Source organism: Pseudomonas sp. 2957 (assembly GCF_031456345.1).
GTDB lineage: Bacteria > Pseudomonadota > Gammaproteobacteria > Pseudomonadales > Pseudomonadaceae > Aquipseudomonas > Aquipseudomonas siliginis.
In genome coordinates this window covers 849,956-866,779 of the sequence record NZ_JAVDUL010000002.1, presented here as the reverse complement: position 1 = coordinate 866,779, position 16,824 = coordinate 849,956, and the positions used below count along the sequence as shown (strand labels likewise).

Below are 16,824 nucleotides of genomic sequence, written 5' to 3'. Positions count from 1 at the left end.
ATTCATTTCGTCTCGTTGAACAGTTCGCGGCCGATCAGCATGCGGCGGATCTCGCTGGTGCCGGCGCCGATTTCGTAGAGCTTGGCGTCGCGCAGCAGGCGGCCGGCGGGGAATTCGTTGATATAGCCATTGCCGCCGAGAATCTGGATCGCGTCGAGGGCCATTTGTGTGGCGCGTTCGGCGGTATAGAGGATCACCCCGGCAGCGTCCTTACGGGTGGTTTCGCCGCGCTCGCACGCCTGGGCCACCGCGTAGAGGTAGGCGCGACTGGCATTGAGCTGGGTGTACATGTCGGCGACTTTGCCCTGGATCAGCTGAAATTCGCCGATGCTCTGGCCGAACTGCTTGCGGTCGTGGATGTACGGCACGATCAGGTCCATGCACGACTGCATGATCCCGGTCGGGCCGCCGGAGAGCACTACGCGTTCGTAATCGAGGCCGCTCATCAGCACTTTCACGCCACCGTTGAGCACGCCGAGGATGTTCTCTTCCGGCACTTCGACGTCATCGAAAAACAACTCGCAGGTGTTGGAGCCACGCATGCCAAGCTTGTCGAACTTGTTGCTGCGGCTGAAGCCTTTCCAGTCACGCTCGACGATGAATGCAGTAATGCCGTGCGGGCCTTTTTCCAGATCGGTCTTGGCGTAGATCACGTAGGTGTTTGCGTCAGGGCCGTTGGTGATCCAGGTTTTGCTGCCGTTGAGTACGAAGCGATCGCCGCGTTTGTCGGCGCGCAGCTTCATCGAGACCACATCGGAACCGGCGTTGGGCTCGCTCATCGCCAGGGCGCCGACGTGCTCGCCGCTGATCAGCTTCGGCAGGTATTTGGTTTTCTGTTCGTGGTTGCCGTTGCGGTTGATCTGGTTGACGCAAAGGTTGGAGTGCGCGCCATAGGACAACGCCACCGACGCCGAGCCACGGCTGATTTCTTCCATCGCCACCACATGCGCCAGATAACCCAGACCTGCGCCGCCGTACTCCTCCGGCACGGTGATGCCGAGCAGGCCCATGTCACCGAATTTGCGCCACATGTCGGCGGGGAACAGGTTGTCGTGGTCGATCTGCGCGGCACGCGGGGCGATCTGATCGGCGACGAAGGACTGCACCTGATCGCGCAGCATGTCAATGGTTTCACCGAGGGCGAAATTCAGGGATGGATAGCTCATGAGGCACCTTTTGGCTTTTTTATCGGGTGGAGCGCACGACGAATCGGCGTTCAGCTTTACGTTAACGTAAAGCTTCCACAGTTCGACTGTCAATCGGCTTTACGTAAGCGTCAACTTGGGCGAGAGTAAGGACAGTTCAGGATCAGATATCGGTTTGTTTCTGGTGGGAGCGAGCCTGCTCGCGAAAGCGCTGTATCAGTCGCCCTCAAGGCTGAATGACGCGGCGTATTCGCGAGCAGGCTCGCTCCCACAGGGATTCAAAACCGGGAAAACCCACTAATAAAGACAATAGGGGTCGTCATGGATCTACCCAGTGCAAACCCGCAGCGCAGCTACACCCGTGGCTCTCAGGACAAAGCCCTGCTGGCGATGACCATCGGTCAGCGCTTCGATCAGACTGTCGCGCAATACCCGGACGGCGAGGCTTTGGTGGTGCGCCATCAACAGTTGCGTTACTCCTGGCGGCAACTGGCCGACGCGGTGGATGAGCAGGCCAGGGCCTTGCTCGCGCTGGGCTTGCAGACCGGAGATCGCCTCGGCATCTGGGCGCCGAATTGCGCGCAGTGGTGCATCACTCAGTTCGCCACGGCGAAGATCGGCGTGATCCTGGTCAACATCAATCCCGCCTACCGCAGCTCCGAACTCGAGTACGTGCTCAAGCAATCCGGCTGCCAGTGGCTGGTCTGTGCCGGAGCGTTCAAAACCTCGAATTACCACGAAATGCTCCAGAGCCTGGCGCCGGAATTGGCTGAGCACGCCATCGGTCAGCTGCGTAGCGAACGCCTGCCGGAGTTGCGCGGCGTGATCAGCCTCGATGCCAATCCGCCGCCCGGTTTTCTGCCGTGGTCGCAGCTCAGCGATCTGGCCGTCAGCGTCTCGCCCGATCAATTGCGCGAACGCAGCGCCAGTCTGCATTTCGATCAACCGGTGAACATCCAGTACACCTCCGGCACCACCGGTTTCCCCAAGGGCGCGACCCTCAGTCACTACAACATTCTCAACAACGGCTACATGGTCGGCGAAAGCCTCGGCCTGACGACTGCCGATCGTCTGGTGATTCCGGTGCCGCTGTATCACTGCTTCGGCATGGTCATGGGCAACCTCGGTTGCGTCACCCATGGCAGCACGATGATCTACCCCAACGACGCTTTCGATCCGGCGCTGACCCTGCAAGCGGTCGCCGAAGAAAAAGCCACGGCGCTGTACGGTGTGCCGACCATGTTTATCGCCATGCTCGATCAGCCGCAGCGGCAGACCTTCGACCTGTCGAGCCTGCGCACCGGGATCATGGCCGGCGCGACCTGTCCGATTGAGGTCATGCGCCGGGTCATCAACGAAATGCACATGAGCGAAGTGCAGATCGCCTACGGCATGACCGAAACCAGTCCGGTGTCGCTGCAGACCGGGCCAGCGGATGAGCTGGAGTTGCGCGTCACCACGGTCGGGCGCACCCAGCCGCAACTGGAAAGCAAGATCATCGACACCGCCGGCAACCTTGTGCCGCGCGGCACCATTGGCGAATTGTGCACGCGCGGTTACAGCGTGATGCTCGGCTACTGGAACAACCCGCAGGCTACTGCCGAAGCCATCGATGAGGCGGGGTGGATGCACACCGGCGACCTGGCGAGCATGAACGAGGAGGGTTACGTCAACATCGCCGGGCGTAACAAGGACATGATCATTCGTGGCGGCGAGAACGTTTATCCGCGTGAGCTGGAGGAATTCTTCTTCACCCATCCGGCGGTGGCGGACGTGCAGGTGATCGGTATTCCGTGCTCGCGCTACGGTGAGGAAATCGTCGCCTGGATCAAATTCCACCCCGGCCACAGCGCCTCGGAGCTGGAGCTGCAAGCCTGGTGCAAGGAGCGCATCGCCCATTTCAAGACACCGCGCTACTTCAAATTCGTCGACGCGTTTCCGATGACGGTGACGGGCAAGATCCAGAAATTCAGGATGCGTGAGATCAGTATCGAGGAGCTGAAAACAATCGAGGGATAATCACAAAATTTCTGTGGGAGCGAGCCTGCTCGCGAATGCGGTGTGTCATTCAGCGCAAATGTGTCTGGCACACCGTTTTCGCGAGCAGGCTCGCTCCCACAGGGATGCAGTGATAGAGAGACGAATTGCAGAAAGCACAAAGGGGAGCCGAAGCTCCCCTTTAATTTGTCGTTGCGTGCTCTTTTTATTATTGAGGGTCGGTCTGTTGTTGTTTTTGGCAACCGTGGCCCTGTACAGCTTTTTGGCGACCCCCATCCGGGGTCAAGAGCAAACGTATTTTTTTGAGCGCTGATCTGCTTTCTCGTTTAACGATCCAACCGATTCGGGAGCTACCTGAAGGTAGTTTTATTGTTCTCTGCCCGGTTGCGGGTCACTCCTGAGAGCACCCTGAAAAGCACACCTTCTCCAAAAAAATCTGTTAGCTGCGTCTCTGCCGTGTTGTTCTTGTTATGTCAGAGTCGTTTCGTCTTGTTTTTATTGGTTTGCGGCTTTTTATTCTTGTTATGCCATAGAGATAGCAGGTGTCGTGCCAACTTTTAAAAAGTCTTATAAATCAGTGATTTAAGTTTTTCGGGTTTTTTCACCCCAGGGCAAAGCCAGACAATTTGTTTCCGTGTTACTCGCTTTTGCCCACAGCACTGACCCAGCGGTAACACCTCACTGCGCGCTGCGTGCCTTGGCCACTCGCGAACCGCTTGGACGGCCGAGCACTGCACTGATCTGCTGGCCCGCGGCAATCAAGGCGTCCAGGTCGATACCGGTCTCGATGCCCAAGCCATTGAGCAGGTACACCACGTCTTCGGTCGCAACGTTACCGCTCGCGCCTTTGGCGTACGGGCAGCCGCCGAGGCCGGCGATAGAGCTGTCGAACACCGCAATGCCTTCGAGCAGGCTGGCATAGATATTGGCCATGGCTTGGCCATAGGTGTCGTGGAAATGCCCGGCAAGCTTGTCCCGTGGTACCTGCGCCGAGACCACCTCGAACAGGCGCCGGGTCGCGCCCGCCGTGCCGGTGCCGATGGTGTCGCCCAGCGACACTTCGTAGCAGCCCATCGCGTACAGCTCGCGCGCGACCATCGCCACTTGCTCCGGCGCAACCGTGCCTTCATACGGGCAGCCCAGCACACAGGAAACATAACCGCGCACGGTAACGCCGTGTTGTTTCGCGGCTTCCATGATCGGCGCAAACCGCGCCAGGCTCTCGCTGATCGAGCAATTGATGTTGCGCTGCGAGAACGCCTCGGAGGCGGCGGCGAACACCGCGACTTCCTTGACCCCGGCGGCTAGCGCGTCTTCAAAGCCGCGCAGGTTCGGCGCCAGCGCGCCGTAGGTCACGCCGGGCTTGCGCTGGATCTGCGCAAACACCTCGGCGGATCCGGCCATTTGCGGCACCCATTTCGGCGAGACGAAACTGCCGACTTCGATGTAGCCGAGCCCGGCGGCGCTCAGGGCATCGACCAGTTGCACCTTGTCAGCCACGCTGATCGGTTGGGCTTCGTTCTGCAGGCCATCGCGCGGGCCGACTTCGATCAGGCGTACTTGGGAGGGGAGGGACATGGGTGGGACCTGCCTGTTTTTTTAGTTCACGAAGAACCCTGTGGGAGCGAGCCTGCTCGCGAAAGCGGTGGATCAGTCACCGTTAATGTTGGATGACAGAATGCATTCGCGAGCAGGCTCGCTCCCACAGGGGCGCCAGTGTTGGCTAGACCGCCTGCTGGCTCTTGAGCGTCTGCTCCAACGCCTGCACGCAGCGCTCTTCTGCTGTATCCAGCTCAAGCTTCATCTGTTCGATATCCAGCAACTGCTGTTCGAGCTGTTCGCGGCGTTCGCTGATTTTTGCCAGCATGCTGTTGAGCTGTTTGGTGTTACCGCCGGACGGATCATAGAGCTCGATCAGCTCGCGGCATTCGGCCAGGGAAAAACCGATGCGCTTGCCACGCAGGATCAGCTTCAGGGTGACCTTGTCGCGCGGCGAATAGATACGTTCCTGGCCACGACGCTCGGGGCTGAGCAGGCCTTGCTCTTCATAAAAGCGGATCGCCCGGGTGGTAATGTCCAGCTCGCGGGCGAGGTCGGAAATGCTATAGGTCTGACTGCTCATGAAAGCGCTCGGAAAAGGGGCATGGCGCTAAGCTAATCGGTGGTTTACGTTTACGTCAAGCGGGATGGATTTGGGGTGTCCGTACAGGCCTCTTCGCGAGCAGGCTCGCTCCCACATTCGACCGCGTTCCTTCAGATGAAATGCAATTCATTGTGGGAGCGAGCCTGCTCGCGAAGAACGATAACGCGGTAAAAAAGCCCTACACCTTCTCCAGCTTCTTCTCCTGCGCCGTCACCTGTTGGCACAACTCGATCATCTGCTCGCGCATCCAGCGGTTGGCCGGGTCTTGGTCGGTGCTTTCGTGCCAGTACAAATGCGTTTCCACCGAGGGCACATCATTCACCGGCAAATTGAACGATTGCAGATCATGGCGGCGGGCGAAGCGTTCCGGCACGGTCATGACCATGTCGGTCTGCTGCATCACTTGCGAGGCCATCAGATAGTGCTGCGAGCGCAGGGCGATCTTGCGCTGGATGCCCATTTTGCCCAGCGCCAGATCGACATAACCCAGACCACTGCGGCGGCTGGAAATATGGATGTGAGTCAGCGACAAATAGTCATCGAGACTGAGTTTTTCCTTGCCCGCCATCGGATGGCCCTTGCGCATGGCGCAGACGTAACGGTCGTCCATCAGCTTGACGTGGCGCACCTGCGGGTCGGTGTTGAGCGGCGCATCCACAGCGAAATCCAGACGCCCGGCGGCCAGTTCCTTGGTGGTTTCCCGGCGTTTGGACAGAAAGCTTTCGATGATCACCGTCGGCGCCAGGCGGCGCAGGCGCTGGAACAGGGGCGGCAGAATGATTGCCTCCGTCAGGTCGGTCATGCTGATGCGGTAAGTCTTGGCCGCCTGCGCCGGGTTGAAGATGCGGCTTTCCTGCACCGACACGCGCAGCAGCGACAGGGCGTTGCGCACCGGGCCGATGATGTTTTGCGCCATCGGCGTGGGCACCATGCCTTGGGCAGTACGCACGAAGAGCGGGTCGTTGAAGGTTTCGCGCAACCGCGCCAGGGCGTTGGACACCGCCGGCTGGGTGATACCGACAATCTGCCCGGCGCGGGTCAGGTTGGCTTCGGTGTAGATCGCGTCGAAGACGATGAAAAGGTTCAGGTCGACCTTGCTCAGATTCATAACGCGGCTTCTCTTGTTATTAAGTGCAAGTGTTTTGGGGCTGACGATCAGCGGATCATATATTGGTGATGAATGTTTATACACGCCGAGAATAGGCTAGGTAAATGATCAGCGCTGTTCTAGCATCGATTGCATGACTTGAACAACCTCTGCCCGAGAAGGTAACTACCCATGGATTTCGCTTATTCGCCCAAGGTGCAAGAACTGCGTGAGCGCGTGACCGCGTTCATGGACACTTACGTTTACCCGGCCGAAGCGGTGTTCGAACGCCAGGTCGCCGAGGGCGATCGCTGGCAGCCGACCGCAATCATGGAAGAGCTCAAGGCCAAGGCCAAGGCTGAGGGTCTGTGGAATTTGTTTCTGCCTGAGTCCGAGCTGGGCGCCGGCCTGAGCAACCTCGAATATGCGCCATTGGCGGAAATCATGGGCCGTTCCCTGCTGGGGCCGGAGCCGTTCAACTGCTCGGCGCCGGACACCGGCAACATGGAAGTATTGGTGCGCTACGCCAACGAAGAGCAGAAACAGCGCTGGCTCGAGCCGCTGCTGCGCGGCGAGATCCGTTCGGCGTTCGCCATGACCGAGCCTGACGTGGCGTCTTCCGACGCGACCAACATGGCCGCTCGGGCCGTGCGTGATGGCGATCAGTGGGTGATCAACGGCAAGAAATGGTGGACTTCCGGCGCCTGCGATCCGCGCTGCAAGATCCTGATTTTCATGGGCCTGAGCAACCCCGACGCGCCGCGTCACGCCCAGCACTCGATGATTCTCGTGCCGGTCGACACCCCCGGGGTGAAAATCGTCCGTCCGCTGCCGGTGTTCGGCTACGACGACGCACCGCACGGTCACGCCGAAGTGCTGTTCGACAACGTTCGCGTGCCGTACGAAAACGTCCTGCTCGGTGAAGGACGCGGCTTCGAAATCGCTCAGGGTCGCCTTGGCCCAGGCCGCATTCACCACTGCATGCGTTCGATCGGCATGGCCGAGCGTGCGCTGGAACTGATGTGCAAACGCTCGGTGAGCCGCACCGCATTCGGCAAACCGCTGGCGCGTCTGGGTGGCAACATCGACAAGATCGCCGACTCGCGGATGGAGATCGACATGGCGCGCCTGCTGACGTTGAAAGCGGCGTACATGATGGATACCGTCGGCAACAAAGTGGCGAAAAGCGAGATTGCGCAGATCAAAGTCGTCGCACCGAATGTCGCCCTGCGGGTGATCGACCGGGCGATCCAGATGCATGGCGGGGCAGGGGTGTCGAACGATTTCCCGCTGGCCTACATGTATGCGATGCAGCGCACCCTGCGTCTGGCCGACGGCCCGGACGAAGTGCACCGCGCGGCGATTGGCAAGTTCGAGATCGGCAAGTATGTGCCGAAGGAGATGATGCGTAGCGGCCAGTAATACCGCGTCGCCTCATTCGCGAGCAGGCTCGCTCCCACAAGATTTGTGCACGCCACAGATCCAATGTGGGAGCGAGCCTGCTCGCGAAAGGGCCTGTACACTCAGCACATCGACATCAGGATCAATACACCCAAACCTCAACCCGCCGATTCTTGATCCGCCCTTCATCCGCGCTGTTGGTCGCCACCGGCATCAGCGCACCAAAGCCGCGTACTTCGCGCATGACCACACCGTTCCTGACCAGCTCGCGCCGCACCGCCATCGCTCGCAGCTTCGACAGCAGATCGGCCCGCGCCGGGTCATCCTTCAAATCACCAAACCCCACCAGCGTCACCGCCCGTTCGGTCTTGCCATTGCGCTTTATATAGTCGAGCACCCGCGCCAGATCCTGCCGCGCCTTGTTGTCCAGACTGGCGCTGCCCTCGGCAAAACGGAAATTCACTGTCAGACGCTGGGCATGCCGGCTGAGGGATTGGTAACCCTCGGGCATCAGCGCATTCGGCGCCACGCTCATGGCTTGTACGGTCTGGCTGACAAAACCGCTGGCCGCGACGATCGCCTGACCCTCTGGGCTCTGGGCAAAGCTGGCCAACGCCTGCGCCCACGGATTGCGGCTGTCCGGCGGCAGATAAAAGAACAAGCGCCGCGACAGCGGATAGTCTTCGGTGGCGATCAGGCTGTTCAGCGGCAGCATCGCTTGCGACGCGCCGTCGGCAATCGCTACGGCTTTGGCTTGACGCACATAGGGCAAGCCGATGAAGCCGATACCTTGCGGATCGGCGCTGACCGCGTCGGACAATTGCTCGCTGGATTCGAAACGTTTCGCCGCGCTGCTGAGACTTTTCCCACGCCGGCTCAGGACCAGTTCCTTGAACGTGTCGTACGTCCCCGATTGATCATCCCGCGCGTATAAATGAATGGCGCCGCCACGGCCACCGAGTTCTTCCCAGTTTTTCACTTCGCCGGCAAAAATCCGCGCCAGTTGCTCGGTGTTCAACTGCTCAAGCGGGTTGGCCGGGTTGAGGATGATCGCCAGGCCATCGATGGCAATGACTTGCTCGGCCGCCGGGCTTTTCAGATCGCCGAGGGTTTGCAGGGCAAGCAGTTCGCTGTCCTTGATCTCACGGGAAGAGGCGGCCAGATCGGCGCTGGCGTTTTTCAACGCAGCGAAACCGGTGCTGGAACCGTGAGCGGCAACTTCGATGATGACGCGTTGCCCTTGTGCGGTCTGGCCGACGATGCGTTGTTCGTTGGCGGTATCCGGGGTTTCGCGGTGGATTTTCAGCAGGCCTTGTTGCTGCAACAGGCCTTCGACCAGCGCCGGACCGAGATCGGCGCCGATGGTGTTGGAACCCTGAATGCGCAATGCCGGGCCGTTTTCGGGGATCGGCAGGGCGGCGGCGTAGATCGACAGCCAGCCACTCAACAGGAAAACGCAGAGAACACGCAGGGTCATGCCGGCACCGAATCAAGCCAAGGGGATTGCCGGGGAGATTAAGTCAGGCGCGTGACCGAAATATGACAGGGGATTACCTGTGGGAGCGAGCCTGCTCGCGAAGGCGCCGTGTCAGTCGAAAAATTCGTCGCTGATCCACCGCATTCGCGAGCAGGCTCGCTCCCACAATGAAAATTCCCTCAGGCCAGCTCAAGCCAGATCGGCGCATGGTCCGATGGCTTTTCCATGCCGCGCAGTTCGTAGTCCACGCCGGCATCCTTGACCCGTGGCAGCAGGCCATGGGAAGCCAGAATTACATCGATGCGCAGGCCGCGTTTGGGCTCATCTTCAAAGCCACGGCTGCGGTAGTCGAACCAGCTGAACATGTCGCTCACGTCGGGATTGAGGTGACGGTAGCTGTCGGTCAGGCCCCAGTTTTTCAGGCGCGCCATCCACTCGCGCTCCTCCGGCAGGAAGCTGCATTTGCCGGTTTTCAGCCAGCGCTTCATGTTGTCCGGGCCGATGCCGATGTCGCAGTCTTCCGGGGAAATGTTCACATCGCCCATCACCACCAGTGGCTGTTCATTGTGGAACTGGCTTTCCAGCAGCGCTTGCAGATCGCTGTAGAAACGCTCTTTGGCAGGGAATTTGGTTGGGTGGTCGCGGCTTTCACCTTGTGGGAAATAGCCGTTCATGATCGTCACCGGCACGCCATTGGCATCAGCGAAAGTGCCCCAGATAAAGCGCCGCTGCGCGTCTTCTTCATCGGTGGCAAAGCCTTTATGGATGGCGATCGGTTCGTTGCGCGAGAGCAGGGCGACACCGTAATGGCCCTTCTGGCCATGGAAGTGCACGTGATAGCCGAGGGCGCGTATGTCATCCAGGGGGAACTGGTCGTCGTGGACCTTGGTTTCCTGCAGGCCGATCACGTCGGGCTGATGTTTTTCGATCAGCGCTGCCAGCTGATGCGGACGGGCACGCAGTCCGTTGATGTTGAAGGAAACAATCTTCATGGTCGGCAGTCCTGGCAAAAGGGCGATGCTAGCTGACATGGGGGAGATGGGCCAGTGTGGGACAAATCAATTTCACCTGTGGGATTTGTGATGCCCTATGCAGCGCCTCTGTGGGAGCGAGCCTGCTCGCGAAGAGGCCGGCAAGATCGATGAAGATCCCGACTTGGTCTATACCTGTGAGGGGAACCACATCACCCGCCCAAGGTTCGTACCAACAAGCGCGCCAGCCTCCGAGCGCGCCCCCGGGGAGAATCACTGCAATGCCTGAAACCCAGACCGCCGTTGCCGACATCCACATGCTCGACCGCGGCTATTCGCGCGAAGCCCGCTCGTTGCTGTATCAGGCCTATCGCCACGAGCCGACCTTCGGCTACCTGTTCGAAGCCGAACGTCCCGGCTATGAACAACGGGTGCGCGCGACGGTGCGCGAGTTGGTCAAACAGCATTTTCTCCAGGACCTGCCGGCGATCGGCCTGTTGGTCAACGATCGCTTGATCGGCATCGCCCTGATCGCACCGCCGCAACGGCGCCTGGGCGTTACCGAAAGCTGGGCATGGCGCCTGCGCATGGTGCTCAGCACCGGTTTTCGCTGCACCCGGCGTTATCTGGAATACCACGATGCCGTTGCTGCATGCGTGCCGGGTGATTCGGTGCACATGCTGCCGTTGCTCGGCGTTCACCCGCAGTTTCAGGGCAAGCATTACGGCGAACAATTGCTCACTGCCGTGCACAACTGGTGCGCCGTCGATGAAACATCGCAAGGCGTGGTGCTCGACACCGGCAACCCGCGCTACCTGGAATTCTATAAAAGGCAGGGTTATCAGGAGATCGGCGAGGTTGCCGTCGGGCCGGTGCGCGAACACGTATTTTTCCACGCCAATCCGCAGGTGTTACAAACAGCAACGGGATAATGATCGAACTTCTTCACAAATTACCTGTTCTATCAGGCTCCCGAGCCCGTGATAGCATCCGCGCCTATGAAGTTTCCACGAAGATTTACCAGCGGCGTGCTGATGCTGTTATCCAGCTGCGCGGCGCTGGCGCAAAGTGAATTGGATGTACGGATCAAGCCGTCCAACGATGAACTCAAGGCCAATATAGAAGGCTATATCGGCAGCCTCGGCGATCGCGACGAAGAAGCCTTGCTGCGTTTCAGTCGCGGCGCCGAAGAGCAGGCGCGCAAAGCGGCGCAGGCGTTGGGCTATTACCAGCCGCAGATCGACAGTGACGTCAAGGGCGGAGAAAAACCGCGTCTGGTGTTGAACATCGATCCCGGCGAGCCGATTCGCCTGCGCAACGTCACCGTGCGCGTCGACGGCCCGGCAGCCTCGCTGAAATCCTTTCGCGTGCCGAAAAGCGACCTGCTCAAGTCCGGCGCCGTGCTCAACCATGGCCGTTACGAAGACGCCAAGCGCGTGATTCAAAATCAGGCCTCGCGCTTCGGTTACTTCAGCGGTCATTTCACCAGCCAGAAGCTCATGGTCGATCCGCGCGCGGGCGTGGCCGACATCGAATTGATCTACGACAGCGGCCCGCGTTATGCGCTGGGCAAAGTCAGTTTCGAGGGCGATACGCCGTTCGACGAAGACCTGCTGCAACGCATGGTGCCGTTCAAGGCAGGCGAGCCTTACGATTCGGAACTGATCGCCGAACTCAATCGCGATCTGCAATCGAGCGGCTATTTCGAAGGCGTGCGCGTCGACGCGGCACCGACGGCAGCGCAGAACGATGTGATTCCGGTCGCCGTCAAACTCGACACGCGCAAGCCGCGCACCATGGGCCTGGGCCTCGGTTATTCGACCGACGTCGGGCCACGGATCAAGGCCAACTGGACGCGTCACTGGGTCAACCCGCAGGGCGACAGCTATGGCTGGGAGGCCGAGCTCTCGGCGCCCCGGCAGAACGTCGGGCTGTTTTACGACATCCCGCTCGACCCGCCATTGACCGACAAACTGCGCTGGGCCGGCGGCTATCAGTTCGAAGACATCGAAGGCTCCGACACCCTCAGCAAGCTGCTGACTTTCGGCCCGGAATGGCACAGCAAGTTGCCCAGCGGCTGGCAGCGGGTGATCTCGCTGAAATGGCAACGTGAAGAATACGAACTCGGCGACGACTCCGGCCTGAGCACGTTGCTCATGCCCGGCATCAGTTATTCCTATCTGAAAAGCGACAACCGCATCGATCCGCGTAACGGCTATCGCCTGAGCTTCGAAAGCAAAGTGGCCAAGGAAGGCCTCGGTTCGGACAACAACCTTCTATATGGCACCGCGCTGGTCAAGGGCCTGACTACGGTGTTCGACAAGCACCGCTTGCTCGGTCGCGTGCAGGTCGGCGGCAGCGCCACCAACGGCTACAACTCGATTCCGCCGTCGCTGCGCTTCTTTGCCGGTGGCGATCAGAGCGTGCGCGGTTACGACTATCAGAGCCTGTCGCCGAAAAACTCTGACGGCGACCGCATCGGTGGCCGCTACATGATTGCCGGCAGCGTCGAGTATCAGTATTCGATCGCCGAGAAATGGCGGGTCGCGACCTTCGTCGACCAAGGCAACTCTTTCAACAAACTCGAACTGCCCGACCTCAAGACCGGGGTCGGTGTAGGTGTGCGCTGGGTCTCTCCAGTCGGGCCGATCCGCCTTGACCTGGCCCATGCGCTGGACGACGACGGCGGCATCCGGCTGCACTTTTCCATGGGGCCTGAGCTGTGAAGCGTGGTGTGAAAATAACGGCGCTGACGCTGTTGGCGCTGGTCATGTTGGTCGTCCTGAGCCTGGCTGCACTGCTTGGCACGCAGGCCGGCAGCCGTTGGGCGCTGGGCCTTGTACCCGGCTTGAGCGTGGAGAATTTCCACGGTCGCCTCGCTGGGCAGTGGAGTGCCGATCACCTGGTGTGGCAGCAGGACACCAGCCGCGTCGAGCTGAACAAGGCAATCTTCGCCTGGTCGCCGCTGTGCCTGACGCGCATGACCTTGTGCATCGATCAGCTCAAGGCCGCTCAGGTGATCCTGCAATTCCCGCCGAGCGAAAAAACCACCGAGAGCGGCCCGATCAAACTGCCGGACCTGCAATTGCCGTTGGCCATCGAATTGGGCGACGTCGAGGTGGGCAGCTTGTTGTTCAACGGCAGCGAACAGCTCAAGGGTTTGCAACTGGCGGCGCACTGGACCGCACAAGGCCTGCAGATCGACAGCGTGAGATTGCAGCGCGACGAGCTCAGCCTGAACCTGTCCGGCCTGCTGCAACCGAGCGGCAACTGGCCGCTGACGATTCAGGGCGATTTGACTTTGCCGTCTCCCGGCAGCGAGCCGTGGACGCTGGCGCTGAAAGTTGAAGGTGATCTGCTGAAAACCCTCAACCTGCACGCCGACAGCCGCGGCTACCTCGACGGCCAGTTGAACGGCGAGCTGCAAGCGCTGGCGGAAAACCTGCCGGCCAGGGTGCGCATCACCAGCGATGCGTTCAAGCCGAGCGCCGATCTGCCGGACACCCTGCAATTCAATCAGCTTGTGCTCACGGGCGAAGGCGACCTGAAAAACGGTTACCAACTGCTCGGCAACGCATCGTTGCCCGCCGAGAAATCACCGGTGGCGCTGCTGCTCAAGGGCAAGGTTGACGCCAACGGCGCGCAGATCGCCGGGCTCGACCTTAATGCCAACGACACGCAAAGCCTCAAGCTCAGCGGCAATGTCGACTGGAGCAAGGGTCTCAGCGCCCAGGCCAATATCAACTGGCAAGACTTCCCGTGGCACTGGCTCTATCCGGAAATCGACGAGCCGCAAGTGACGTTGCGCACCTTTACCGGCGAAGTGTCCTACACCGACGGTCAGTACCTCGGTAATTTCGACGCCGCGCTGGATGGCCCGGCCGGCGCGTTCACCTTGAGCAGTCCGTTCAGCGGCAGTCTGGAACAGATCGCTTTGCCGCAACTGGTCATGCAGGCCGGGCAGGGCAAGGCCGAAGGGCACGTGAATGTGCGCTTCGCCGACGGCATCGCCTGGGATACCGCGCTGGACCTGTCGGCGCTCAACCCGGCGTACTGGGTCGCCGAACTGCCGGGCACCCTGGCCGGGCCTTTGCAGAGCAAAGGCGAGATGAAGAATGATCAGCTCAGCCTCAGCGCCAACCTCGATCTCAAAGGCAAATTGCGCGGTCAGCCGGCGGTCCTGCAGGCCAAGGCTGACGGCGCGGGCGAGCGCTGGAACCTCAACGCTCTGCAGATCCGCCTCGGCGACAACAGCATCAACGGCAAGGGCAGCCTGCAGGACAAACTCGGCGGACAGATCGACATCAAGCTGCCGCGTCTCGCGCAGTTGTGGCCGCAATTGCGCGGTCAGGTCAACGGTCAGATCAACGTCGCCGGCACGCTGAAGGCCCCGCAGGGCAAGCTCGATCTGCAAGGTTCGCAACTGGCCTTCCAGGACAGTCGCCTGCAAAGCCTCAACCTCGACGCCACGCTCGACAGTGCGCAGCGGGCGAAGATCAATCTCAAAGGCAGCGGCATTCAGACCGGCGATACCTCGCTCGGCACGCTGACCGCCAGTGCTCAGGGCGATATCAAAAGCCAGAAACTCAATCTCGACCTGATCGGACCGAAGCTGAAATTGGCGCTGGGGCTGGACGGCAATCTGGACAAGGGCAACTGGCGCGGACGCTTGGCCAGTGGTGACATTCAGGCCGGTGGCCAGGACTGGAAGCTGCAAAGCCCGGCCAGACTGGAGCGCCTGGCGGACGGCCAGATCAATTTCGGCGCGCATTGCTGGCTGTCCGGCAACGCCAGCCTGTGTGGCGAAGACCAGCGCCTGATGCCCGAGCCGAAGCTGCGTTATCACCTCAAGCAATTCCCGATCGAAAGCCTTGCGCAATGGTTGCCCAAGGACTTCGCCTGGCAGGGCCGGCTCAACGCCGATCTGCAACTGGACTTGCCGGCCAGCGGCCCGAACGGCGTGGTCAATGTCGATGCCAGCGGCGGCACCCTGCGCGTGCGCGACAAGGATCGCTGGCTGGATTTCCCCTACCAGACCCTCAAACTCAGCAGCAAGCTCACGCCCAAGCGCGTCGACACCGAGCTCAATTTTGTCGGCGGCAAGCTCGGCGAATTGATGGTCCAGGCGCAGCTCAATCCGCTGCCGAAGAACAAACCGCTGAGCGGCTCGTTCCGCCTCTCTGGCCTCGACCTGTCGGTGGCGCGGCCGTTTGTACCGATGGTCGAGAAACTCACCGGCCGCCTCAACGGCAGTGGCACGATCTCCGGTGGTTTGCTCGCGCCGCTTGTCAACGGCACTGTGCAGCTCAGCGATGGCGAAGTGTCCGGCGCCGAACTGCCGATGGAGCTGCAGAACCTGCAACTGACTGCGGCGATTGCCGGTGAATCGGTACGCCTGGACGGAGGCTGGAACAGCGGCAAGACTGGCAAGGGCAGCCTCAACGGCAACGTCGCCTGGGGGCAGGCGCTGGTGGTCGATCTGGCGCTCAAGGGCACGCAATTGCCGGTCAGCGTCGAGCCCTACGCCAAACTGGAAATGGCCCCGGATCTGAAGATTTCCATGGCCGGCGATGAGCTGAAAGTTGCTGGCAAGGTGCTGGTGCCGAAAGGCGAAATCACCGTGCGCGAGCTGCCGCCATCGACGGTAAAAGTCTCCGACGACACGATCATCGTCGGCGCACAGACCGAAGAGGGCAAACCACCGATCGCGATGAAAATGGACATCGACGTGATCGTCGGCCAGGACAAGCTGAGCTTTGCCGGTTTCGGCCTGACCGCCAATCTGCAAGGTCAGGTGCACATCGGCGACAACATGGACACCCGTGGCGAACTCTGGCTCAACGACGGCCGCTATCGCGCCTATGGCCAGCGCCTGACGGTGCGGCGTGCGCGCCTGTTGTTCGCCGGCCCCATCGACCAGCCGTATCTGGACATCGAAGCGATCCGCCAGACCGACGACGTCATCGCCGGCATTCGCCTGAGCGGCAGCGCCGAACAACCGACCACGCAGATCTTCTCCGAACCGGCGATGAGTCAGGAACAGGCGCTGTCGTACCTGGTGCTGGGCCGTCCGCTGAGCACCAGCGGCGAAGATAACAACATGCTCGCGCAAGCCGCGCTGGGCCTGGGCCTGATGGGCAGCGCCGGGGTCACCAGTGGTCTGGCCAAGGATCTGGGCATCGAGGATTTCCAGCTCGACACCCAAGGCAGCGGCAACGACACCAGCGTCGTCGCCAGCGGCAACATCTCCGAGAAACTCAGCCTGCGCTACGGCGTCGGCGTCTTCGAACCGGCCAGCACCATCGCCTTGCGCTACAAGCTGAGCAAGAAGGTCTACGTCGAAGCGGCGAGCGGCGTGGCGAGTTCGCTGGATATTTTCTACAAGCGGGATTTCTAGAGCGCGTTCTCTCCAATGATCGTTCCCACGCTCTGCGTGGGAATGCCTCAAGGGACGCTCTGCGTCCCGGCTCTCAAAAAAAACGGACGCAGAGCGTCCCCGGCTGCATTCCCACGCGGAGCGTGGGAACGATCCCGCGTGGCCGGTCAGTGATTAATTACAAAGCCCCCTAACTATTGCGTTGACATTCGCTGCCTAAGCAGTA

11 protein-coding genes are annotated in these 16,824 nt (G+C 60.7%); 5 read left to right on the top strand and 6 right to left on the bottom strand.

Annotation, left to right across the window (positions count from 1 at the left end):
* Positions 1-2: 2 nt before the first annotated feature.
* A complete protein-coding gene (locus tag J2Y39_RS09350; RefSeq protein ID WP_024013438.1) occupies positions 3-1,166 on the bottom strand; it encodes an isovaleryl-CoA dehydrogenase in 1,164 nt (387 codons plus the stop codon).
* A 300-nt stretch (positions 1,167-1,466) separates the two neighbouring features.
* Here J2Y39_RS09350 and J2Y39_RS09345 point away from each other — a divergent pair, with 300 nt between their 5' ends.
* Positions 1,467-3,164 carry an AMP-binding protein gene (locus J2Y39_RS09345; protein ID WP_310216961.1) on the top strand — a complete coding sequence of 566 codons (1,698 nt, stop codon included), beginning with the start codon at positions 1,467-1,469 and terminating at the stop codon, positions 3,162-3,164.
* A gap of 657 nt (positions 3,165-3,821) precedes the next feature.
* Here J2Y39_RS09345 and J2Y39_RS09340 read toward each other — a convergent pair.
* The 3 genes from J2Y39_RS09340 to J2Y39_RS09330 form a co-directional block, all read right to left on the bottom strand.
* Positions 3,822-4,721, bottom strand: coding sequence for a hydroxymethylglutaryl-CoA lyase (locus tag J2Y39_RS09340; protein ID WP_137214772.1), 900 nt, complete (start codon positions 4,719-4,721; stop codon positions 3,822-3,824).
* A 145-nt stretch (positions 4,722-4,866) separates the two neighbouring features.
* Positions 4,867-5,265 (bottom strand): MerR family DNA-binding transcriptional regulator, encoded by a 399-nt coding sequence (locus J2Y39_RS09335; protein ID WP_039763349.1) that lies wholly within the window; start codon positions 5,263-5,265, stop codon positions 4,867-4,869.
* A gap of 199 nt (positions 5,266-5,464) precedes the next feature.
* Positions 5,465-6,394, bottom strand: a complete 930-nt coding sequence (locus tag J2Y39_RS09330) for a LysR family transcriptional regulator (RefSeq protein WP_056788837.1) — start codon at positions 6,392-6,394, stop codon at positions 5,465-5,467.
* Between the two features lie 171 nt (positions 6,395-6,565).
* Here J2Y39_RS09330 and J2Y39_RS09325 point away from each other — a divergent pair, with 171 nt between their 5' ends.
* Complete coding sequence (locus J2Y39_RS09325; RefSeq protein ID WP_024013435.1) at positions 6,566-7,795, top strand: acyl-CoA dehydrogenase; 1,230 nt, start codon at positions 6,566-6,568, stop codon at positions 7,793-7,795.
* Between the two features lie 121 nt (positions 7,796-7,916).
* Here J2Y39_RS09325 and J2Y39_RS09320 read toward each other — a convergent pair whose 3' ends face one another.
* Together J2Y39_RS09320 and xthA are read right to left on the bottom strand one after the other, a co-directional pair.
* Positions 7,917-9,251: a phosphate ABC transporter substrate-binding/OmpA family protein gene (locus tag J2Y39_RS09320; RefSeq protein WP_310216949.1), complete on the bottom strand. Its 1,335-nt coding sequence runs from the start codon at positions 9,249-9,251 to the stop codon at positions 7,917-7,919.
* A gap of 179 nt (positions 9,252-9,430) precedes the next feature.
* A complete protein-coding gene (gene xthA / locus J2Y39_RS09315; protein WP_236168565.1) occupies positions 9,431-10,243 on the bottom strand; it encodes an exodeoxyribonuclease III in 813 nt (270 codons plus the stop codon).
* Between the two features lie 260 nt (positions 10,244-10,503).
* Between xthA and J2Y39_RS09310 the strand changes: the two genes are divergently transcribed.
* From J2Y39_RS09310 to J2Y39_RS09300, 3 genes are all read left to right on the top strand, one after another.
* Complete coding sequence (locus J2Y39_RS09310) at positions 10,504-11,154, top strand: N-acetyltransferase (RefSeq protein WP_041477100.1); 651 nt, start codon at positions 10,504-10,506, stop codon at positions 11,152-11,154.
* A gap of 66 nt (positions 11,155-11,220) precedes the next feature.
* Positions 11,221-12,948 carry an autotransporter assembly complex family protein gene (locus tag J2Y39_RS09305; RefSeq protein WP_056788842.1) on the top strand — a complete coding sequence of 576 codons (1,728 nt, stop codon included), beginning with the start codon at positions 11,221-11,223 and terminating at the stop codon, positions 12,946-12,948.
* Positions 12,945-16,619, top strand: coding sequence for a translocation/assembly module TamB domain-containing protein (locus J2Y39_RS09300; protein ID WP_310216943.1), 3,675 nt, complete (start codon positions 12,945-12,947; stop codon positions 16,617-16,619). Before J2Y39_RS09305 ends, J2Y39_RS09300 begins: the two co-directional genes overlap by 4 nt.
* Positions 16,620-16,824 lie beyond the last annotated feature (205 nt).